Source organism: Pradoshia sp. TA40_28, assembly GCF_059694525.1.
In genome coordinates this window covers 99,897-122,722 of record NZ_JCATZO010000005.1, presented here as the reverse complement: position 1 = coordinate 122,722, position 22,826 = coordinate 99,897, and the positions used below count along the sequence as shown (strand labels likewise).

Sequence of the window (22,826 nt, the reverse complement as noted above, 5' to 3'; positions counted from 1 at the left end):
AATATGTAAGATTGGTTTTAGTATTACTTTACTTCAATTATTTATTTTGCTTATTATTGTGAAATTATGAGCAAAGGAAAAATAAATAAAATTTGTGAGTAAGTATATACTACCGATTAGAGAAGCCTTTACTTGTTTTCAAAAGATTGATGGAAGTAACGAGTGTAAGTGTTTGAACCTGCTTGGCGGTATTTATTCGTCATTTATAAACATATTGTATTTGGAGGTATTTAAATGAGTGCAGAAGCTTTGAAAAAACAAGGCTCACCAAAAGAAAATCCTACTCCTAATGTTCGTCCTTTCGGTATGAGGGACAAAATTGGTTACCTATTAGGTGACTTTGGAAACGATTTCTTTTTCTTATTGGTAAGTGCATACTTAATGGTATTCTATACCGATATTTTTGGCATCAATGCAGCGACAGTTGGTGCGCTCTTCATGGCTGCTCGTTTATGGGACGCAGTAGCTGACGTAACTTGGGGACGTTTTATTGACACTAGAAAACCAACTAAAAATGGAAAATTTAGACCATGGGTTTTAAGAATGTCATTCCCATTAGTATTTTCTGGCGTATTAATGTTTATCACAGTTCCTGGTCAAAGTGATGGTTTCTATCTTGCTTGGGCGTTCGTAACATATATCGTTTGGGGTACTTTGTACAGTACAGTTAATATTCCTTACGGATCTATGGCATCTGTTATGACAGATAACCCAGTTGAACGTACTTCTTTATCTACTTACAGAACAGCTGGTATGATGCTTGCAAGTTTGATTATCAATGCAGTAGGACCTATGATTGTATTTGTTGACAACAAAATTGATGCAAATCGTATGTTTATGGCTGCTTGTATTTTTGGTGTATTGGCGATTTCTTGTTACATCGGTTGCTACAAATTAACAACTGAACGTATCGTTCCTGAAACAAATGATGCAGAAAAAATGGATCTTCGTAAAACACTTAAAGCAATTGGTCAAAACAAACCACTTATCTGGATTTTAACTGCATCTTTATTATTCATGACAAACAGCATGCTTATGGGTGCAGTAAACGTTTACCTATTCAAAGATTATTTCACTAGCACTGCAGCATTAAGCCTTGTTGGTGTTATGACAACTGCTACTTCTTTCATTGCAATGCCAATGGTTAAACCTTTAGTTGCACGATTTGGTAAAAAGGAAATTGCAGCTATTGGTATGGGATTTGCAGCTATCATTTACTTCGTACTATTCATGCTGAAAGATATTAGTGCAATGACGTTTGTATGGATTGCAGCACTTGGTATGTTTGGTACAGCTTTCTTAAACGTTGTTATCTGGGCATTCGTAACGGATGTTATTGACTACCATGAATATTTAACAGGTTTACGTGAAGATGCAACGATTTATTCCGTTTACTCCTTCGCTCGTAAAGTAGGTCAAGCCGTTGCTGGTGGACTTGGCGGTTTCTTGATCGCGGCAGTTGGTTACAATGCAGCACTTGAGACACAAACAGAAGGTACGTTAAATGGTATCCATGCACTTGGTACATTAGGACCAGCATTGTTCTATGCAGTTATTTTCTTAATCCTAATGTTCTTGTACCCATTAAACAAGAAACGTACAGAGCAACTTGCAATTGATATTGCGGAAAAACGTAAAAAATAATGATTAAAAAGATAGCTCCGAAACGGTAGCTATCTTTTTTTTGTTAGAAACTGAAAAAGAAACAGGGAAATACATACTTTGCTTTGGATGGAGCATCATATGTAATGAGCATTTATGTATGAGTTATGTTCAAATTTTGAAAAATAAATTATTGATATAACTCTTCAAGTATGCTAGTATACAAGCATGCAATAACACGTATACATAGTGTTTTTCAAAATTCAATGCAAATATTTGGAGGTATGACAAAAATGACTACTTTACCTTTTAAAGTTGATTTAACAGATAAAGTTGCAGTTGTTACAGGCGGAGCTGGAATCCTTTGCGGAGCTTTTGTTGATGCTTTGGCTGCATGTGGAGCAAAAGTTGCGATTCTAGACCGAGCTTTAGAAGCTGCTGAAAAGAAAGCTGAAGAAGTTCGCCAAAAAGGTGGAAATGCTATCGGCGTTGAAGCAAACGTATTAGACAAAGAAAGCCTAAAAGCTGCACACGCAGTTGTAAAAGAAAAATTAGGTCTTTGCGATATTTTAATCAACGGTGCTGGTGGTAACCATCCACTTGGAACTACTACTAAAGAATATTTATTCCCAGAAGATTTGAATGGTCAATTGAAAGATACAATCACTTTCTTCGATTTAGATCCAGAAGGAGTTCAATTCGTCTTCAACTTGAATTTCTTAGGTACTCTTTTACCATCTCAAGAATTTGCAAGTGATATGGTAAATCGTAAAGGTGCAACAATCATCAATGTATCTTCTATGAATGCATACACACCATTAACAAAAATTCCTGCTTACAGTGGTGCGAAAGCTGCAGTAAGTAACTTTACACAATGGTTAGCTGTTCATATGTCCAAAGTGGGAATTCGTGTAAATGCGATTGCACCTGGATTCTTTGTTACAGCACAAAACGAAAAATTGTTGAAAAACGAAGATGGTTCTTACACAGAGCGTTCTGAAAAAATTCTTCGCAATACGCCAATGGATCGTTTTGGGGAAGCAGATGAACTTGTTGGAACAATGTTATACCTTGCAAGCCATGAAGCATCCAGCTTTGTTAATGGCGTAATCATCCCAGTTGATGGTGCGTTCTCTGCATATTCTGGTGTTTAATTTGTTCTAAAAAATAGCAAACAAATAGCGATTAACTATCGCTATTTGTTTTGTTGATATCAGACTCGAGAACTGGAGAGTGAATAGATATGTTACCAAAATTTGAAGTATTAAATGAAATGCGCAAAGGCTATGTTGTAGCGGTTGTTCGCGGAAAAACAAAAGAAGAAGCTGTCGAAATTGCTAAACAAGCATATGCAGGCGGTATTCGTTCTTTAGAAATTACATTTACAACACCTGATGCAGGAGATGTTATTGCTGAACTTGCGAGCTTAAATGATGAAAACATGATCATCGGTGCAGGAACTGTATTGGATGAAGCAACTGCTCGTTTAGCAATTATGAAGGGTGCGCGTTATATCGTAAGCCCTCATTTCGATAAGAACATTTCTTTGATGTGTAATCGCTACTGTGTTCCTTACTTACCAGGTTGCGGATCCGTAACAGAAGTAATGGAGGCTGTTACATACGGTTCTGATGTTATCAAAATGTTCCCTGGAAGCCTTCTTGGCAAATCCTTCATAAAAGATGTACACGGACCACTACCACATGTTCAAATGATGCCTTCTGGCGGTGTAAGCAAGGATAACCTAGCTGACTGGATCGAAGTAGGAGCATTCGCAGTAGGTATCGGAAGTGCTTTAACGAAGAACGTTAAAGATGGTGATTACAGCTCTGTTCAAGCAGTAGCTAGAGAGTTTATGGATCATTTAGCAACTCTTCAAAATAAATAATCTAGGCCTGCTACATAAAGGAGGGTAAAGTGGATGAGTTCATTTATACATGAAAACTTTATATTGCAAAATGAAACAGCTGTGAAGTTATATCATGAATACGCTAAGAATATGCCGATTTATGATTACCACTGCCATTTATCCCCAAAGGATATTGCAGAAAATCGTAAATTTAAAAATATAACTGAACTATGGCTCGAAGGTGACCATTATAAATGGAGAGCAATGAGAGCAAATGGTGTTGCTGAAAAGTATATTACTGGTGATGCAGATCCGAAGGAGAAGTTTGAGGCTTGGGCTAAAACAGTTCCATATACAGTTGGAAACGCTTTGTATCACTGGACTCATATCGAGTTAAAAAACTACTTCGGTATTGAAGAATTATTAAACGAACATACATGGGAAAGCATTTGGAACCGTTGCAATGAATTGTTGCAGCAAGATGATTTTTCTGTTCGCGAACTTATCAAACGCTCAAATGTAAAAGTAATTGGCACGACAGATGATCCGACGGATGATCTTCAGTATCATGCGCAAATCGCTGAATTGTCTGATTTCCCAGTGAAGGTTCTTCCTTCATTCCGACCTGACAAAGGCTTGGAAATCAATAAAGCTACATTCGTTCCATTCGTGGAGACACTTGAAAAGGTAGCTGATAAATCATTAGCAACTTATGAGGATTATATTGCGGCTCTATTAGATCGAGTTCAATATTTCCACGAAAAAGGCTGCAGAATTTCTGACCATGGTCTATCTGAGGTTCCATTTGCTGAATTCGATGAAACCGAATTGGATGGAATTTATCAATCTGGGCGCAGTGGTAAAGCTGTAAGCCTAGAGGATGAAAATAAATTCAAGACAGCCATCTTAATTGCTCTTTCTAAGGCCTACACAGAAAGAGGCTGGGCAATGCAGCTTCACTTTGGTGCAATACGCAATAACAACACTAAAATGTTCAAAAAATTAGGACCTGATGCAGGCTTTGACTCCATCAGCGATCAAGGCGAAGTAGCCGCACCATTAAATGCGCTGCTAAATGCGTTAGAAATCAGAGATTCTCTGCCTAGAACAATTGTGTATAATTTGAATCCTGTTTATAACGAACTGATTGGTACAACGATTCAAAACTTCCAAACAAATGAAGAAGGAATCGCAGGTAAAATCCAATTTGGTTCTGGCTGGTGGTTCAATGACACTAAACCAGGCATGATTCGTCAAATGACAGCTCTAGCTGATCAAGGATTATTAAGTCACTTTGTAGGGATGCTGACAGATTCACGCAGCTTTATCTCCTATAGCAGACATGAATACTTCCGCCGCATTCTATGTAACTTAATTGGTACATGGGTAGAATCTGGCGAGGTTCCGAATGATCCAGCATTGCTGCAAAACTTAATTGAAAACATTTGTTATAACAACGCTAAAAACTACTTCACTATTGAAGTTCAATAATAAAGGGAGGCAATTTAATTATGGAAATGAGTTTTCGTTGGTATGGAAAAACTGATAGTATTCCTTTAGAATACATCCGTCAAATTCCAGGTATGAAAGGAATTGTAACAGCTATTTATGATATCCCGGTTGGTGAAGCTTGGCCGATGGATAAAATCGAAGAATTAAAGAAAACTGTAGAAGATGCTGGTATGCACATCTCTGTTATCGAGAGTGTACCGGTTCATGAAGATATCAAAATTGGTTTGCCAACTCGTGACAAATATATCGAGAACTACAAAACAACTATACGTAACCTTGGTAAAGCTGGCATCCCTGTTGTTTGCTACAACTTCATGCCAATCTTTGACTGGACACGTACAGATTTAGAATACCGTCTTCCAGATGGTTCTACAGCACTTATCTTCGAAGAAGAAGTAGCTAAGAAAATGGATCCATTAACTGGTGAACTTTCTTTACCAGGTTGGGATTCCAGCTATAAAAAAGAAGACCTTCAACAATTATTTGATCACTATAAAAATGTTGATCATGAAAAACTTTGGGAAAACCTTGAGTATTTCATTAAAGAAATCATTCCAGTTGCAGAAGAAGCTGGCGTAAAAATGGCAATCCACCCAGATGATCCTCCGTTTGATATCTTTGGATTACCACGTATCATCACAAACAAAGAAAACCTAGAAAGATTCGTTAACCTATATGACAGCCCATATAACGGTTTAACAATGTGCAGCGGTTCACTTGGTTCTCACCCAAATAACGATTTCCCTGAAATGCTTCGTTACTTTGGTAAGAAAGACCGCGTAAACTTTGTACATGCCCGCAACGTTAAATTAACTGGCGGAATGTCATTTGAAGAAAGTGCTCACCCATCCGAGTATGGTTCCGTTGATATGTATGAAGTGATTAAAGCAATGAAAGACTTCAACTACGAAGGACCAATCCGTCCTGACCATGGTCGTATGATCTGGGGCGAAACTGGTAAGCCTGGTTACGGTTTATATGACCGTGCATTAGGTGCTACTTACCTAATTGGATTATGGGAAGCAGTAAATAAAAATAATCGCTAATGATTAAAATAAGTCGATGCGGATCTTCTCGTTAAGAATTCGTATCGGCTTATTAATATAGAAGGAGAGTACAGGAATGAAGGACAACATTAATGAATTTGTTAAATCAAAAGACTTTTTAGTATGCGTTGATTCCGATGGTTGCGCAATGGATACTATGGGTGTAAAACACGAAGAAGCATTTGGACCGCGTGCAGTGGATGTATGGGAGCTTCATCACATTAAAGATCGTTTCCTTAAAGTATGGAATGATATCAATCTTTACACTAGAACAAGAGGAATTAACCGTTTTAAAGGGGTTGTCGCTACTTTTGAAGCATTAGAAAAAGAAGGCATTAAAATGCCAGATATCTCTTCCTTCAAAAAATGGGCAGAAACAACAAACGAACTTTCCAATCCATCACTTGAAAGAGCAATCGCTGAAACAAATGATGAGCAATTAAAGAAGGCTTTAGAGTGGAGCCATGCCGTTAACCGTACGATTGAAGAAGAATTAGCGGGTAACGATAAGCCGGTTGAAGGCGCGAAAGCTGGACTGGAAGCTGCTAATAATGTAGCTGATGTAGCAATTGTTTCTTCAGCGAATGGTGCGGCTGTACTTGATGAATGGACAAGACATGAACTAAACGTACATGTTGATGTCATGCTTGGTCAAGAAGCTGGTACGAAAGCATATTGCATTGAGCAATTGAAGAAATTTGGTTATGACAATACTCATGTATTGATGATCGGGGATGCTCCTGGAGATTTATCTGCTGCAGAGGTAAATGGTGTTCTTTATTACCCAATCCTGGTTGGCAAAGAGAAATTCTCTTGGGACCGTTTTAGAGATGAAGCATTAGCGAAATTCCTAGACGGCAGCTTTGCAGGTGAATACCAAGAACAATTGATCAAGGAATTCAACGATAACTTGAAATAAGATTTGGAGGAACTACTGATGATCCAAAAAATTGCTAAAAACATCCCAATGCCTAAGGTTGATTTAAAAGCAAAGCCATATAATCTTTCTGATGAAGATATCAAATGGGTTAAAGACACAATCTCTGAAATGACGGTTGAAGAGAAGATTGGCCAGTTATTTATTAACCTATTCTTCTTTGGTGATGATAAATTCAGCGGAAATAGTTTCACAAATAAAGAGCTGCTTGAAAAATACCATATTGGTGGAGCTCGTTATATGGGCGCAACTTCAGATAAGGTACAAGCACTGATTAACGAACTTCAAAAGGATTCCAAAATACCATTACTAGTGGCAGCGAACTGTGATGCAGGCGGTAATGGTGCAGTGAACGACGGTACATATGTGGCATCAGCTGCTATGTGTGAAGCTTCCGGTGATGAACAAGTATCCTTTGATGCAGGTTATGTAAGCGGTCGTGAAGCACATGCGGTTGGGGTTAACTGGAACTTCGACCCATGTGTTGATATCCTGAAAAACTGGAGAAATACAATCGTAAATACTCGTGCTTACGGTACAACTGCTGAACCCGTTATTAAGCACACAAACTCCTACATTAAAGGGTTAACCGAAAGCAATGTCGGTGTATGTATTAAGCACTGGCCTGGTGATGGAACAGAAGAACGTGATCAGCACCTAGTCATGGGTGTAAATGAATTATCTGTTGATGAATGGGAAAAATCCTTCGGTGAGGTTTACCGTAACCATATTGAAAATGGTGTTCATTCCATCATGGCCGGTCATATTGCTTTGCCAGAATACCAAAAAGCATTAGTACCGGAATTAGAAGACCGTGATATCCTGCCAGCTACTTTAGCTCCAGAATTAATTAATGGTCTCCTAAAAGGTAAATTAGGCTTCAACGGTCTAGTCTTGACTGATGCCTCTCATATGCTTGGAATGACAGCAGCGATGAGACGTGAAGAGTATGTACCGCAATCTATTGCGGCTGGCTGTGATATGTTCTTATTCTTCAACGATATTGATGAAGATTACAACTTCATGTTAAATGGCTACAAAAACGGAATCATTACAGAAGAACGTCTACAGGACGCTTTAGAAAGAATCTTAGGCTTTAAAGCGACACTTGGCTTGCACAAAGCGCAAAAAGACGGTTCCATCTTCCGCAATGAAGAAGATTTAAAAATAATTGGCTGTGAAGATCATATCGAGCGTGCTAAACAAGCTGCTGATAAAGGGATTACGCTTGTTAAAAACACATTGGATCAACTGCCAATTCGCCCAGAAACACATAAACGCATTCGCCTATATTTCTTAGAAGGTGAAAAAGGCGGCATTTATGAAGGCGATGATAAAACTCTTAACTATATTGTGAAAGAGCTTGAAAGCAGAGGCTTTGAAGTAACAGTTAATGAAGGTGACACTCGTGTTAAAGGCCCTACATTAAAATACCGTGAAGAAGTAGATGCAGCACTAGTATTTGCTAATGTCATTGGTTATGGTGCGGAAAACAACTACCGCATTAGATGGAAAACAGCTATGGCAAACGAGATTCCTTGGTACGTACATGAAGTACCAACCGTATTCGTGTCATTGAACTTCACAACACATTTAACTGATGTACCAATGGTAAAATGTTATATTAATGCATACAAAGATACTGAAATCACCATCAAAGCCGTAATTGACAAAATCATGGGTGAATCTGAATTCCACGGCACACCAAATGAAAACGTTTGGTGCAATAAATGGGATACAAGACTTTAATATAGTTTAGCTAAAAAGCGCGAATCATCAAAGATTCGCGCTTTTTTTGTAAATAACCCCAAAAAAACCGAAGGAATTTCAACCTTAAACTGCCTACAAACCTCAGATAAGAATTATTCAAACTATGTTCCAAATCTTCATGGTGATTTTTAAAACCCCCAGCCACCAAGAAAAAGTCACAAAACCATCCAAGAAGGAAAAAATTTGATACTATAAGAATAAAAGAGATGTCATGTAAGAGGTGAGTGGAATGAACAGAGGGTTCTTATTAAAACAAAAAGCATTTTTAAAGCTATATCTACTGGAGATTGCTTCTCATCCAAGAGACTATGGATCAATGGTTCTAAATGATTTGAGAGAAAAATTTAAACCATATGGTTATTCACCGACACATACGGAAATATATAAAACCTATAAAGAATTATACAAAGCAGGATTTGTTAAAAAGAGAACCGAAATCCTTGGTGATCCGCAAGCAAATGTTCAAGAAGTTTTTATATATTATTTAACGGACAAAGGGAAAGAAGAATTAGAAATTTACCGCAAGTTAATGAAAACGGAATTGGAACGTTCCATTGGAATCTTACAGGTAGCATTAGAAGACCATTTTGGCCCTGTTAAGAAAATATAACAGAAGAAAAACGAACAAAACTAGGTTATAGATGATGGCAGACTGATTTGCATAGCGAATTGGTCTGTTTTGCTATAGAAAATGAACGTAAAATCATCAGATGAAAGCTTGGATATCCAAGCTTTTTTTGTTTTAGATTTGATATTATTAAAAGGCAAGCAAGCATTTTATTTTATCTTCTCATATGAAATTAATGATCGTAAGAAAGCTTTTCCTAAACTAATTTTGTAATCATAAATGAGGAAATATCAAAATAAATATATAAATATTGGATAGAATAAGTCCATTGCAGGGATTCTAACAAATTATAAGGAGATAGGGAATCTATTTAATAAGCAGCTATGACCCATCTATACCCAGTGCATAGCTAGGTCAAAGGTGTGTCAAAGGCAGGTGAAAGCCCGGTGAAAGAGGCTATACCCTGGCTATGGTCGGCCTATACCGGGTCATAGCTAGGTCAAAGCCGGGTGAAAGCCCGGGAAAAGAGACTATGCCCTGGCTATGGTCGGCCTATACCGGGTCATTGCTGTGTCAAAGGCAGGTGAAAGCCCGGTGAAAGAGGCTATGCCCTGGCTATGGTCGGCCTATACCTGGGCCTAGCTGGGTCAAAGGCAGGTCAAAGTCCAGGAAAAGAGGCTATACCTTGGCTATGGTCGGCCTATACCGGGTCATAGCTGTGTCCAAGGCGGGTGAAAGCCAAGGTAATGCGGCTATGCCCATCTATTGCTGAGCCCATATCGGGGCATAGATAGATCAAAAGCGGATATCCCACTATACCCAAACCCTAACGGTAAAAACGTTATTTGGAATTTCGAACTCTAATTAAGCTTTTGTAAATAATTTAAGGGGTGCTAACAATGATTATTCAGGAGCATGATTTCACTATAGGCAAGTTAACTTCATTACTGGTCCTCTTACATAATAATGAAGCGGGAGAAATGATAAAAAACCAATTAAGCAAGGAGAATTGCAGGTATCTGGTTGGAAGTGTAGGATCAATCGATTTAAATAAAGTGACCTCTGTTATTGAAGAAAGTGCCAAGACAAATGGGATTATTGATTCGGAATCTTACAGTGAACGGAATACGCTTTATCATACTATTTTAGAGGCCATACAGGGGGTTGGCAGAGGGACTATTCAGGTTGGTGATTTTCTCGAAAAAGTCAATTTGACCTTCAGCGTAGTAAGAGGTAAAAATAAAAAAATAAAAGAGGGTAACGATTGGATTGGTGTCTGTATTTATGGACGATCAGACTCCACTGAAAAAGGGATAGAACAGGAAACACTAGGACTTGGCTTTAATCATTTGTAAATGAAGGTCTGCTGTTAAGTAAATATAGAGGGCTTTATCAAGGTTACTTGATGGAGTCCTCTTTTCATTTATTGATAAGGTAACACCATTTGTTAACTGAATACTTACTAAATAACCCAAAAAACAATTTACTTTAGGATATGAGGAAATTTAAAGGAATTACGAAGCCTGTTGTTGAAAAGTACAAGAGGAGTGATTTCATAAGACATTTAGTACATAGATGAAAACTCTAAAAGTATTGCAAGACGAGTATTTAAGTGCTCTTCACTTTTGCTAAACATAACAGGTATCTTAAACCAAATACATTTAATTATAAAAGATTAGATGGCAGCTTCGTATCGAAAAGAAGTAATTTAAAGGAAAAGGCAAATCCGATGAAAAAACTTATACTACTATTGATTCTGAATACGATTATCCTATCAGCTTGTAACAGTCATGACAGTGTAAAATGGTATAACACTAAAAACGAAGCAGTAGAGGCAGGGATAAAAGAAGAGGAAATAATAGAAAGGGATATTGATATTATTGACGAATTAGTTGTAGATGATGAAAGCTTCATTGTATTTTTATCTGGTTCGAACACAATCAGTGTCGCAAATCTCGCAAAGAAAGATCATATGTATACTTGGTTTCGATCCAGTGCTTTTACCTATTTAAATAAAGTTTCCTTAGTTTCTTGGGAATTTGAAAGTAAAGCTAACGATACATATATTATTTATGCAGGGATCCCAAATGATCAATCTATTACTATAAATACAGTAGAAGGCGTTAATACACCTATCATGAATGAAGAAGCAGGTGTATTTTATTACATAGCAAAAAAGTAGTTAGCAATATTTATTAATTTACTTATATAACCATCCATAAAGAAGAATTGAAATTTCGGAATTCAAGGGGGAACTTCAAATGAGAGAAGCAGTTATTGTAGAAGCAGTCAGAACTCCTGTTGGGAAAAGAAAAGGAGTGTTTAGCACAGTACGACCGGATGATTTACTTGCAGATGTTTTGCGTAATCTTGTTCAGAAAGCTGGCATTTCAAGTAGTTTAGTAGAAGACGTTATTATTGGCTGCGTTTCTCAGGTTGAAGAACAAGCGGTTAATATAGGCCGGTCAGCTGTGTTAATGGCAGATTTCCCAATTCATGTACCAGCGACAACAATTGATCGTCAATGCGGTTCAAGTCAGCAGGCGGTCCATTTTGCAGCGCAGGCCATATTAAGTGGCGATATGGATATTGTTATAGCAGGTGGAGTTGAAAGTATGTCACGAGTTCCAATGGGTTCCAATCAATTACAATCAGGTCCAAGCGAAGAACTATCATCCCGCTATGAACTAATTAATCAGGGAGTATCTGCAGAGAGAATAGCAGAAAAATGGGGATTCAGTCGAACACAGTTGGATGAATTTTCAATTAAAAGTCATCAAAAGGCAATCCGAGCACAGAATGAAGGTCGGTTTAATCGTGAAATTATGCCAGTAGAAGTAGTTAGGGAAGATGGCACCAAAATAACAGTTACCCAAGATGAGGGTCCTCGTCATGAATCTTCAATGGAGAAATTGGCAGTTCTTCCAACTGTATTTAAAGAAAATGGAGTCATTCATGCGGGTAACGCCAGCCAAATGAGCGATGGTGCTGCAGCGATCCTTATTATGTCAAAAGAAAAAGCAACCGAGTTGGGGTTAAAACCACGCTTTAAAATAATTTCGAGAACGGTTGTAGGTTCTGATCCTACCTTAATGCTTACAGGCCCGATTGAAGCATCACGAATGGTATTAAAAAAAGCGGGATTAAACATTGATGATATGGACTTATATGAAGTTAATGAGGCCTTTGCACCTGTTCCTTTATGCTGGATGGAGGAACTGGAGGCTGATCCGGAAAAATTAAATGTTAATGGAGGAGCCATTGCACTTGGCCATCCATTAGGAGCCAGCGGAGCTCGAGTTATGATCACGTTAATGCATGAATTAGAACGGATAGAAGGTAGGTATGGTTTGCAGGCTATTTGTGAGGGAGCAGGGATGGCGAACGCTACTATTATTGAAAGAATGATAGAATAACCGTTCCTATATCTTAACTTGTTCTTATAAATACAGAAAATGAGTCAAAGAAAACCAGTAAGGCAGTAAGAGTTCTTGTTATCAATCGTTTAAATAAAAAAGAGTAAAGACCGTATCTTGGCACTACAGGTCTCTACTCTTTTTTAGTAATCATCATTTGCTCCCTGTGATTAAAGGTAAATCAGGTTTAGATGCCCATTCGTTCATGGAACCGTCATATACTGCAACATTTTGCACACCTAGCTTTTCAAGTATCAATGCATTCCAAGTAGCTGCTATTCCGCCTCCGCAATAGGTGATTACTTTTTTATCGGAATCGAAGACGCCAGTATCTGCAAAGTTTCCCTTCAATTCTTCATCTGTGAGAATATTTTTGGATGCTGAATCCGTATGGCAGCCAAAGAATACATTAGCACTGCCTGGTATATGGCCTTTTCTCGGATAGCTGTTGGTTTCGCCGCGAAAATCTTCAGGAGACAGACTGTTGATTAGTATGACGGAATCATCATTCATTGATTTCAAAACTTCTTCCATCGTTACCAATAAATCATCTCTTCTGTTACCTGTAAACGAAGCTCTCGGATAGGATGCTTTTTCGGTTGAAATTGTTCGGCCTTCTTCGATCCATTTTGGCAACCCACCATCTAAAACCGCGATATTATCCAGCCCTTCATATTTAAGCTGCCATCTTAATCGGGAAGCCCAGTACGGAGCGAAGAATGGAGCTCCAACAACCGCTCCTCGATCATAAATTACGGTGTATGTATCCTCATTTCCAATTCCTAATTCTGAAATCTTCTCAATAAAATAATCTCGATCAGGAACAGTGAACGGTAAATCAGAAGCGGGATCCGACAATTCATTTATTAAATCTGCATAAACCGCTCCAGGAATATGTCCATGTTCATAGGATTCCTTACCTGATGAAAGCGTGGTACTGCCATCATCTAGCGGTTTCATCAGTGTGGTAGCGTCTATTAATCTCAATTTGGGATCATTAAGTCTGCTTGATAACCAATCGGTAGAAACAATAATAGGTATAGTTTGCATGTCAATCCTCCTATAAAAGGTGATTAATTAAATATATAATAATTTCTATAAAAATACTATGAATTAGCTTTTTATTATCTATACAGTTTTTTAGATCTTATTTGCAATGGATTGATCTTCATTTTAGTAAAGCTTATATCCTAAACTCTTCAAATAGCATAAATTGTACTGGGATTAATTCGTGAAGAGGATATATACATGATTGTCACTTAATAGGATTACACAGAATCGAAAATGAATTAGTCCGATTTTCTATTAAAAGTTATTTACTCTTATGCTGTTAAATGTACTATCGAAGGCAATTGATCTATGAAGGATTAATGTCTTGTTATGTTGAATTTCTATTTAGTGGGAGATGCAGGTGGATACAAGAAGCTCAATAAAGTAATGCGTCCAATGCCATTAGAAAAATATAATTGGCCTTTGTGTGTGGAGCAAGTATAAGGAGTTATTTAACTATATTAGGAGTGATCATTATGGGAGAGTTAGGTACCACAATTTTAATTACAGGGATAACTGGAACATTAGGAGGACGGGTAGCGAGAAAGTTTTTGAATGAGAATGCATCGATTATGGGATTAGTAAGGAATGAAAAAGATTCACATGCACTACAAGGATTAGGATTACAAATCATTCAAGGTGATTTATTAAATAGAAGCTCTCTTTATAGCGCACTACAAGATGTTGATATAGTAATCCATTGTGCAGCCTATTTAGGAGATGACTACGAGGAAGCCATAAACTCAAATGTTATAGGCGTAGAAAACATAGCAAGCATTTCCTACGAGTTAGGGATTAAAAAATTTATCCATATTTCAACATTGTCTGTTTATGGTGAACCTAAAGACGGATTTTATGATGAAACTAGTACAATGGTTGAAAATCACGAAAACATCTACATAGAAACGAAGGTCCAATCTGAAAGGATATTAAATCGTTACAAGGAAATGGGACTCGATTTATTAATTCTAAGACCAGGTGCTATTTGCGCAGAGGAAAACTCGTATTGGGGAGATCGACAAATTATGAGGATGTTAAATACGCAAAAAGTGACTTGGGTACATCCTAATGATTACGTACCTTGGATACACGCAGATAACTTGGCTGAGATGATTCATTTAGTTTGTTCAATAGGGACATCTGGTGAAGTATATCATGCAATTGATGGAAACTTTCCAGAACAAAATTTTAGATTAAAATTGATAAGGACCTTAGGAAAAGAATATCAAGTTCCAAATCGTCAAGCAGAATGTCCCATCTATTCAAACGATAAAATTAAAGCCTTAGGATACAAACCTATTAGAACTTTTGAAGAAACAATGACCAATCTAAGTAATTTAGCCATCAGTAAAATGTGATTATTGTTCTTTTGTTGTGGGGCTATTTGGTCTAACTTGGATTCCTATTAGAACTTTACCTAAAGTAATTGTTTAACATCAAGTCCACTGAAGAAGTAGATCAAGTAAGGCAAACGAATTTTAGATTCACTTACTGTTTGAAAAGTATTCTCTAGTTAACATTTAAGTTGGTTAGAGTGGATGATGACTGGAGAAAGGAGAAAGGGGAAAATAATGAATAACAACGGTAAATATTCCTTCATAATTGGAGGGGCTATCATCGCAATAGCGATTATTATTGGGTCATATTTGTCAGTTGCCCCATCGGCTGCTACTGGTAATAGTCCTACAGCTGCTACTGTAACTACAGGTGAAGTTTTTACAATAGACGAATTAGCGGACTACCTATCTATTGATAAAGAAAAATTAGAGGAAATCATAGAAAAAGATGATGTGGAAAGAGCTGGTATTGGGGAAGACAGTTTTGATACCTATCAATTTATTCCTTATGCAATGATTGCTGGTGAGCATCGCTTTTTAAAGAAGGAGATATTGGAATGGCTGGAGTATCAAACTCATACCCATCCTTTAAATAAAAATCAGTGATTTCATTAATTTGCAACCATATTAAGCTGCTCGTATTTTGCATCGAAACGTAACCTTACCCACGAAATCATTTCTCGATGCAAAATATAAGCCCATGTTTGAAAATTTAGAATTTACCAACACCCTTTTGTAGAATTGATCTAATTACAACTATAATTTAAAAACAAATCATTATATACAGGGAAGAAATAGCTATGGAGAATGGAGAATGGAGAACAGACTCGTGAAGAATCTTTTTCTTGCTATACCTTTATTTTTAACAATAGTACTGTTAATGTTTCTACCTCTTATGACTATTTATGCTTTGATTATTCACTTTACGGGTCAGCATTACGGGAATTTTTTCCATTTGATTCTGTTTCTTTTTCTATTGTGTCTTATAGATATGGGAGTGGGGACTTTTATTGATAGCTTTCTTCATGCCGTAACGGACATTTATAAAGATATCTTTGTGAATAAACTAATTGCGAGTACCATAACTTTTGTTGGTACGTACATAGTTATTATTGGACTCGATTCCTTTTTAACAGTGATTGACCTATCAATGACTGTAACAATCCTTATTGCATTTATACATTTTGCTTCTTCTTTACTGTTTGATAAGTTTGATAAAGGCGAGGATAACGTAGATGAAAGTGATAATGAACTGTATCAAATAGATCTAGTGGTCAAAAGTGAAATCGAATCACTGTTAAAAACAGAAATGCATTGGGTTGATTGTGTTAAGTTAATCAAAGAAAAATATCCGGATATACCTAAAGAAAGAATCATTTCGGTTACTCGTAAATTGCATATGGAAAATAAGAGAAGAAGTGGCTGCCCTGCACAGGTGGCTTTTTTTGAACTCTGCTCTTCCAACATAAGAAGTATTAAAATAGAGAATGTGCTGTTTGTGTTATTTGGAACGTATCGTGAAATTTCTTTTGAAATGCAGGGGCCGACATCTTTGTAAAGGAACGCATTTTAACTAATGGAGGATGGACTTTGTTTTACTTTCATATGGGATAGGTACTGTCGATATTGTATTTTATGATAAAATATTTTTGTAAAATAATAATTTTCAGAGATATCTATGAATAGTTGGAGGTTTTATCTCGATGGAACAATATCAAACAGTATATAACTCCTTAAATAAAATGAAGATTTCCTTTGAAATTGTAGAACACCCTCCTGTTTTGACAACAGAAGAAGCAGACGCCTATATAGTTGGGAAAGAAGGTGTACGGACTAAAACACTTTTTCTTACCAACCAAAAAAAGAATGCGTATTATTTAGTCATTATGGATGGTGCAAAGCGTCTTGATATGGAACATCTTGCAGAAATTCTTAATGAAAAACGTATAAGCTTTGCTTCGCCTCAAAGATTAATGACAAAAATGTCTTTATCTCCTGGTAGTGTTTCTATTTTTGGATTGCTAAATAATGAGGAACGCGATATAAAAGTTTATCTCGATAAAGAGATGCTCTCAGAACGATTAATAAGTTTTCACCCTAATGACAATACGAAAACTATCTTTATTTCTATAGAGGATATGTACAAATTTATAACTTCAATTGGGTATGAGTACACGATTGTTGAACTGTAATCAAGCCAACCAATCAAATGAATGCTTTTGAAAGAAGAGAGTCCTAGTAAAGAATCAACAATAATTAAATAAATTTAGAATAGTGGGTAGAAGAGAAAAATCATGCGGGTTAATCAGTAGTGGTACGGATGTAAAATAGATTAGAAGTTATCTATTTATCCCTCATATAAACTTGGATAGTACATCCCATACTCAGCTATAAAGGCAGAGGGGATTATATGAAAGAGTCAAGGGAAGAAATGTAAGCTTAAGCAGATTAAGTCTGCTTATAAGCCCGCTATATGAAAGAGAGAAGAGCATGCGCTTGAAACGAATCTACCGATAATGAAAACGATTATCGAGCGCATGCCAGAAGAAACTGAATATCATATTGAGTATTGTAATCCCCTCAAGGAGGACAATATCTAGAACTTTATCAAAAGCTCACCCAGCTTAGTAAATGGCGGAAGCCTTTAGGGTAGATCCGCTGACATGGCCGTAATAGTCTGATGTTTATTAGTATCAATGAAAATAAAGTATTAGATATAGCTTATGTTCGATTATGCCCAAGTAGTAGTGGTTTCAACTGGGAGCCGGTAAGAAGGATAACCTTCTTTGGCTGCTTTTCCGATTGAGATTAACATGACCGGTTTAAACCTGTCTTTATTAAGACCAAAAACTTCCGCAATTCGTTCCTTATCATATCCTGCCATCGGGTTAGTGTTATATCCATGGGCACGTGCAACAAGCATGAGTTGCATCGATACAATACCCGAATCAATCAAGTTTACGTCTCGCAGTTCTGATTCGGATAAGTTGGCATAGTAGGATTTTGTTTGTTGAACCTGCATATCCATAATTTCCTGTGGCATGTAACCATGTTCTACAGCTTTGCCAAAAATCTCGTCAATATATTCAATGTTATCAGCATCGTAAAATACCGCGATGACAGCAGAGGAAGTTAGAGTTTGTGTTTGGTTGAAGGATGCTAGTGGGATAAGTTTTTCTTTGCCTGCAGCGCTGTCTATGACAAGGAAACGCCAAGGCTGCATGTTAATGGCAGAAGGGGCACGGGTAGCTTTCGTTAATATTTCGGTCATTTCCTCTCGGCTAATTTTCACTTTTGAATCGTAAACTTTTACCGAACGGCGTTCTAAGACAATTGCATTGAAATTATTAGTTTTCTGGAATTTCCCAATGATTTTATTCATGTAGTGTTCTCTCCCTCATATATATTAGGTGTGAGATTTCAATCGTTTAACCTCACTATCTGGATTGTAAACTATGAAGTATACTTTATAGCAAGACGTATTGGGGTGATTAAATGAAGATTAGTGAAGTTGCAAAAATAGTTGACCTTCCTATATCAACGATTCGGTACTATGAGAAAATAGGAATTATTACCAATGATTACATTAGAAGAGAACAGAATAATTACCGGGATTATGCTTCTGATATTACCGCTTATCTAGAAGTCGTAAAAAAAAGTTTATCCATGGGATTTTCAATTAACGATATTAAGGCCATGATCTCTAGAAATGGAATATCAAGAGATGAACAAACACATATCATTAAGGAGAAAATATCTGAAATCGAGTTGGCTCAAAAAAAGTTAGATGATTCAAAAAGAAAACTTTACGACGTACTTGAAATGGACATTACATGTGAAGATGGGTTTGGAAAATATTGATCCGAATATGTAGGAGTTGAACTGATGGGAGACGTTAGTTGGCCCTCTACTAATCACGCATCCATCAATCCTATACATGAAGCTATAGAGAAAGATGACGTTGTAGTAGAAAATTAGACTTCTATTTGATAAAAACATACTAATTTCAACACTTCCTCCATTAAACAAAATTGAAGGTTTTTTAATGAAAGTTAAAAAGTTGGTGAAGTATGGTTTTTAGGCTAGATGGTGGTGCTAACTATCATAAAAGCAAGAGGAAAAAGATATATCGAAGCGGTTTTAAAACAAAAATTTTGAAGCAACGCATCGAGATTATAGACAGCTTACGAGGATTTAGTTTATTTGGCATTAGTAAACTTATTAATATTCTATTTATTAACACCTTTTATTAACACCTTAATCTAGATTTTAATTATTTTACAATTATTATTGTTGTTCAACTAATCTGCCCGTTCGTATTATAAGGTTGACCAAGTTATTGGTTGACCTTTTTCATTGAGGTCTAGAATACTACAGGTAGCTGGGGTAGAACGTACCTGCCCCTGGGGTTTGACCCCGTCAACTAGCTGAACTAAGGTAGCTTGTAGCAGGTCAAGTTTTACAAAGAGCTATGATTGAAGTTCTATATTCAACCGGTGTTCGAGTGAGTTATATAGGCTTTTGATTGAAGATATTAATTGGTCTGAGAGGTTTAGAGTATGGGAAAAGTAAGAGAGACCTAAAGGAGTAGAAGGGCTGTCCTTATTGGGCTTTTTTAGAAAAGATTCTTTTAACAATATTTCAGCTTATTTTGCTCTAGAATACTGATACTATTAAATCACCTTTAAACATGGAATAGGAAGTTTTTTCTTTATTATCATTTGTTCGTTAGCAGTGATTTTTATTACCTATACCTCTTCTAATTTGTTAGATTTATGATTGCCATAGCTTTAATAGGGTTACGGCAAAATAGGGTGTAGATTGAAAAATGTATTGTTCTAGGTGCCAGTATGCTATATACTACCTTTGTGAATTAACATACAAATGAAAAAAACAATGCATATGATCACTATCCAATCACAGGCTGATGATTGGATAAGAGTTTGTTGAATAGGCATTGTTTTGCTTAAAGATTTGTCATTCATAAAAGTATAACGGTAAGTAAGATAGGTGACTATTATGAACAGAAGTGTAAGACAATATATTGGAATTATTGCGGCTATTATCATTTACTATATCATCCATGAGGGAGCGCACCTCCTAGTAGCTTTTTATTACGGGGTTTTTAAGCAAATCAATTTCATGGGGCTTGGGGTTCAGGTGGATGTATATAATACCCTGATGACAGATATTCAGATGGGAATTTTTTGTCTGGCTGGTGCGATTGCAACTCTTGTTTGCAGTTGGCTTTTTATTATATTTTGTAAACCAATCTGTTCAGTAAAATCAAAGGTTTTCCGGACCATCGCATGGTATACCTCACTAGTTATGCTACTGCTTGATCCGCTATATTTGAGCGTACTTTGTGGATTTTTTGGTGGGGGCGATATGAATGGTATCTTACTGCTTTGGCAGGAATGGAATGTGAGAGCTCTCTTTGCGGGAATTGGGCTTATTCATTCGTTGATCATCTTCCGATACTTGCTACCTAAGTATACAAAGTCCTTTTCTGATTAAGATTATTAGCAATTGCAAAAGAGCTAAACAAGATACAGGTGGAAAGGCTTGTGTATACCGTGAATATGTTTTGATTAGCAAGAAATTTAATAAAATGATATGAGCCAAACGACTTATTTGATGCTGAGCCAACGAACTTGTGGGAAATTCACAAATCCTCGGCTCTTTCCCTTTATTCGGAAGTAGAAATGCAAGCAATGAAATGATAAAAAGAAAAATGGCTAAAGTTGCTGTTTCTCCTTTTATTTTTGTAAATGAACAAATAGGTTGGGAAATGTTTGAAGCAACAAGAAATCCAGTTTTAAAACAAAATGTAGCAGAATAAAAAAGGGCTTATCAACGGGCAGTTGACAAAGAAACTGATTAATTAAAGCATACTCTAATTAAATTCTTTTAAAAAGTGGGCAAAATTGAATGGAGTATTTGATAATTCTACAATTTTAGGTATTCCGCAAGAAAACCCAGAGATTACTTCTAAAGAGGAATGTCGTTATGAAGTTAGCGTTGTTAAAAATAAGGATTTTAATGTGGTAAAACCAGCTCATGTTGGTAAATTTCCTGGTGGGAAATACGCATCCCGACTGGGTTCGAACCAGCGCCCCCACCCTGTCGATATACTATTCTGAATCTTATACACAACATATGCATAAATAGAGTCCACATAGTTCATTAATTCAGGATGACGTTGAGTATTCATACTAGCTGAGTCTCTTAATTCCATTGTTTCTGAAAAATTAGTGCAATTTTTGTGCAGTCTGTAATAGAATGAATAACTGGTGGGTGGAGGTAGGGTGTTAACAATAAAAGTTGATGAAGCTAGAAGTTCTTATTCTTTTTTGCTCAATAATCTTTTGGGTATTTTAATCCTCTTCAACATCTTTTTCTCATTATAAATAAAAGTACCCTATCAGATGGACAACTTTCAAAGTGTCTATTCTGATAGGGTACATCTAGTCATTAAAAAAGGCTTTTTATTTTAAAAACATCGTAGTTGTTGTGTTAAAAAACAACTTCATTTAAAAAAGGCATAGTATAATCAATTTCGCCTTTAATCTTTTTTATATATATTTTTTTCCCATCTAAAAATTGTTGGAAGTTGAAAATAACAGGAAGCGATTTTCCGCCAATAGCATACCAAGCAGTTTTATTTATTGGATCGTACAACGTGGTATGAAGTGTTCCAGACCAAGCATCGTATTTGGAAGAAAATACGTTTTCCTTTGGATCATTCATCAAAAGGAAACCCTTTTTTTGATTTAAGGTAATGTCTTTTTCTAACAAAATTCTCTCCCGGTATTGAGATTCACTTGTTCGGTACCGGTTCTCTTCTGTTAAGATTTCAAAGTGATTGGTACTGACATTTCCCTCTCTAACGGATACGTTTCTTGGCGAAGCTTCTACTATTACAGACCTTCCACTTGCGTCCATTAGGGCATAATTAAATGACATGGAGTGGGGGATTTCTTTTAATAATTGAATGGCATCATCAATATTTTCACATGTCTCTAAAATCATCCGACTAATCATTTGACAAATAAATCCATGTCCTGAACGTATTCGATTGACAAAGTTATACCCAATCACAAGTCCTTTTTCATTCATCCCGTCGGTTCTTCCTGTAATTTGCATGGAAGGACCAATGGTTGCATAACCCTTTTCGGTTGGATGGTATACTAAAAATCTACCTTCATAGCCTGAAGGATGGCTATCATAATTTCGTACCATGTAACTGTCACTTGAGAAAATTGAACATCCGCTTTTGTTATAATCAACATAGAGCCCACCGAATTCTCTTAAGGCATCTTTAAAATCCCATTGGAGTGCATCCGCTAACCCTTGTATTTCATCTGTCATCAAAGGAATAAATCTATTTAAAAGCTTGATGGATTGATCTATGTCAATAACAGTACGGCGTTCTCGTTTTTTCTTCCAAAGTTTTTCTCGATTTATGAGCACCGGAGAATCTAAAAGAAGTTTTCCTTGCTTATATCCAAAGTCGTAATGACTCCCCCGAAAGGTTATCACGTCTGTATGAACTTCTCTCATTAAAAAAACTCCCTTTTATAAACAATGCTAAAAATAAAACTAATATCTAATAAGGATACACAACGTATGTCCTTATTTACTAAAACTTCATCATAAATCTGGCTACAGCAAAATTCCTAAGTTTCTTCAATTAATGCACCAATTAGATGATGGTTTTGATATTATCTTTTATTCTT

The 22,826-nt window shown here is 36.6% G+C and carries 20 protein-coding genes and 1 pseudogene; 18 read left to right on the top strand and 3 right to left on the bottom strand.

From position 1 onward, the window contains the following. The first annotated feature begins 234 nt into the window (after window positions 1-234). From AC58NB_RS08405 to AC58NB_RS08355, 11 genes are all read left to right on the top strand, one after another. Entirely contained in the window at window positions 235-1,644 is a 1,410-nt protein-coding gene (locus tag AC58NB_RS08405; RefSeq protein ID WP_497426380.1) for an MFS transporter, read from the top strand. A 251-nt stretch (window positions 1,645-1,895) separates the two neighbouring features. Further along, window positions 1,896-2,756, top strand: a complete 861-nt coding sequence (locus AC58NB_RS08400) for an SDR family NAD(P)-dependent oxidoreductase (RefSeq protein ID WP_490999741.1) — start codon at window positions 1,896-1,898, stop codon at window positions 2,754-2,756. 89 nt (window positions 2,757-2,845) lie between these two features. Further along, on the top strand, window positions 2,846-3,490 hold the full coding sequence (locus AC58NB_RS08395) for a bifunctional 2-keto-4-hydroxyglutarate aldolase/2-keto-3-deoxy-6-phosphogluconate aldolase (RefSeq protein WP_497426379.1): 645 nt from the start codon (window positions 2,846-2,848) through the stop codon (window positions 3,488-3,490). 33 nt (window positions 3,491-3,523) lie between these two features. After that, on the top strand, window positions 3,524-4,942 hold the full coding sequence (gene uxaC / locus AC58NB_RS08390) for a glucuronate isomerase (RefSeq protein ID WP_497426378.1): 1,419 nt from the start codon (window positions 3,524-3,526) through the stop codon (window positions 4,940-4,942). Between the two features lie 20 nt (window positions 4,943-4,962). After that, window positions 4,963-6,009 carry a mannonate dehydratase gene (gene uxuA, locus AC58NB_RS08385; RefSeq protein WP_497426377.1) on the top strand — a complete coding sequence of 349 codons (1,047 nt, stop codon included), beginning with the start codon at window positions 4,963-4,965 and terminating at the stop codon, window positions 6,007-6,009. A 76-nt stretch (window positions 6,010-6,085) separates the two neighbouring features. Next, the gene (locus AC58NB_RS08380) at window positions 6,086-6,928 is read left to right on the top strand and encodes an HAD family hydrolase (protein WP_497426376.1); all 843 of its coding nucleotides are present in this window, start codon (window positions 6,086-6,088) and stop codon (window positions 6,926-6,928) included. 18 nt (window positions 6,929-6,946) lie between these two features. Then, window positions 6,947-8,695: a glycoside hydrolase family 3 protein gene (locus tag AC58NB_RS08375; RefSeq protein WP_497426375.1), complete on the top strand. Its 1,749-nt coding sequence runs from the start codon at window positions 6,947-6,949 to the stop codon at window positions 8,693-8,695. 250 nt (window positions 8,696-8,945) lie between these two features. Beyond that, on the top strand, window positions 8,946-9,326 hold the full coding sequence (locus AC58NB_RS08370; RefSeq protein WP_497426374.1) for a Replication termination protein: 381 nt from the start codon (window positions 8,946-8,948) through the stop codon (window positions 9,324-9,326). Window positions 9,327-10,183: 857 nt separating this feature from the next. Continuing rightward, window positions 10,184-10,639: a histidine utilization transcription antiterminator HutP gene (hutP, locus tag AC58NB_RS08365; RefSeq protein ID WP_497426373.1), complete on the top strand. Its 456-nt coding sequence runs from the start codon at window positions 10,184-10,186 to the stop codon at window positions 10,637-10,639. A 374-nt stretch (window positions 10,640-11,013) separates the two neighbouring features. Further along, window positions 11,014-11,466, top strand: a complete 453-nt coding sequence (locus AC58NB_RS08360; protein ID WP_497426372.1) for a hypothetical protein — start codon at window positions 11,014-11,016, stop codon at window positions 11,464-11,466. A gap of 79 nt (window positions 11,467-11,545) precedes the next feature. Next, window positions 11,546-12,700: a thiolase family protein gene (locus tag AC58NB_RS08355; RefSeq protein WP_497426371.1), complete on the top strand. Its 1,155-nt coding sequence runs from the start codon at window positions 11,546-11,548 to the stop codon at window positions 12,698-12,700. 153 nt (window positions 12,701-12,853) lie between these two features. Here AC58NB_RS08355 and AC58NB_RS08350 read toward each other — a convergent pair whose 3' ends face one another. Continuing rightward, a complete protein-coding gene (locus AC58NB_RS08350) occupies window positions 12,854-13,750 on the bottom strand; it encodes a sulfurtransferase (RefSeq protein WP_497426370.1) in 897 nt (298 codons plus the stop codon). 476 nt (window positions 13,751-14,226) lie between these two features. Between AC58NB_RS08350 and AC58NB_RS08345 the strand changes: the two genes are divergently transcribed. The 4 genes from AC58NB_RS08345 to AC58NB_RS08330 all read left to right on the top strand — a co-directional run bounded on the left by AC58NB_RS08345 (window position 14,227) and on the right by AC58NB_RS08330 (window position 17,279). Next, window positions 14,227-15,108, top strand: coding sequence for an NAD-dependent epimerase/dehydratase family protein (locus AC58NB_RS08345; protein WP_497426369.1), 882 nt, complete (start codon window positions 14,227-14,229; stop codon window positions 15,106-15,108). A gap of 213 nt (window positions 15,109-15,321) precedes the next feature. After that, window positions 15,322-15,693, top strand: a complete 372-nt coding sequence (locus tag AC58NB_RS08340) for a helix-turn-helix domain-containing protein (protein WP_497426368.1) — start codon at window positions 15,322-15,324, stop codon at window positions 15,691-15,693. A 385-nt stretch (window positions 15,694-16,078) separates the two neighbouring features. Beyond that, a complete protein-coding gene (locus AC58NB_RS08335; RefSeq protein ID WP_497426367.1) occupies window positions 16,079-16,645 on the top strand; it encodes a hypothetical protein in 567 nt (188 codons plus the stop codon). 145 nt (window positions 16,646-16,790) lie between these two features. Further along, window positions 16,791-17,279: a prolyl-tRNA synthetase associated domain-containing protein gene (locus AC58NB_RS08330; RefSeq protein ID WP_497426366.1), complete on the top strand. Its 489-nt coding sequence runs from the start codon at window positions 16,791-16,793 to the stop codon at window positions 17,277-17,279. A gap of 539 nt (window positions 17,280-17,818) precedes the next feature. Here AC58NB_RS08330 and AC58NB_RS08325 read toward each other — a convergent pair. Further along, window positions 17,819-18,469 carry a nitroreductase family protein gene (locus tag AC58NB_RS08325; protein WP_497426365.1) on the bottom strand — a complete coding sequence of 217 codons (651 nt, stop codon included), beginning with the start codon at window positions 18,467-18,469 and terminating at the stop codon, window positions 17,819-17,821. A gap of 113 nt (window positions 18,470-18,582) precedes the next feature. Here AC58NB_RS08325 and AC58NB_RS08320 point away from each other — a divergent pair, with 113 nt between their 5' ends. The 3 genes and pseudogenes from AC58NB_RS08320 to AC58NB_RS08310 all read left to right on the top strand — a co-directional run. Next, complete coding sequence (locus AC58NB_RS08320; RefSeq protein WP_497426364.1) at window positions 18,583-18,948, top strand: MerR family transcriptional regulator; 366 nt, start codon at window positions 18,583-18,585, stop codon at window positions 18,946-18,948. 1,158 nt (window positions 18,949-20,106) lie between these two features. Next, window positions 20,107-20,604, top strand: a complete 498-nt coding sequence (locus AC58NB_RS08315) for a hypothetical protein (protein ID WP_497426363.1) — start codon at window positions 20,107-20,109, stop codon at window positions 20,602-20,604. A 383-nt stretch (window positions 20,605-20,987) separates the two neighbouring features. Then, window positions 20,988-21,179, top strand: a pseudogene (locus tag AC58NB_RS08310) (GyrI-like domain-containing protein); the annotation flags it as partial. 424 nt (window positions 21,180-21,603) lie between these two features. On the opposite strand, the gene AC58NB_RS08305 reads toward AC58NB_RS08310, so the two are convergent. After that, window positions 21,604-22,650, bottom strand: coding sequence for a C45 family autoproteolytic acyltransferase/hydrolase (locus tag AC58NB_RS08305; protein ID WP_497426362.1), 1,047 nt, complete (start codon window positions 22,648-22,650; stop codon window positions 21,604-21,606). Between the last annotated feature and the right edge of the window lie 176 nt (window positions 22,651-22,826).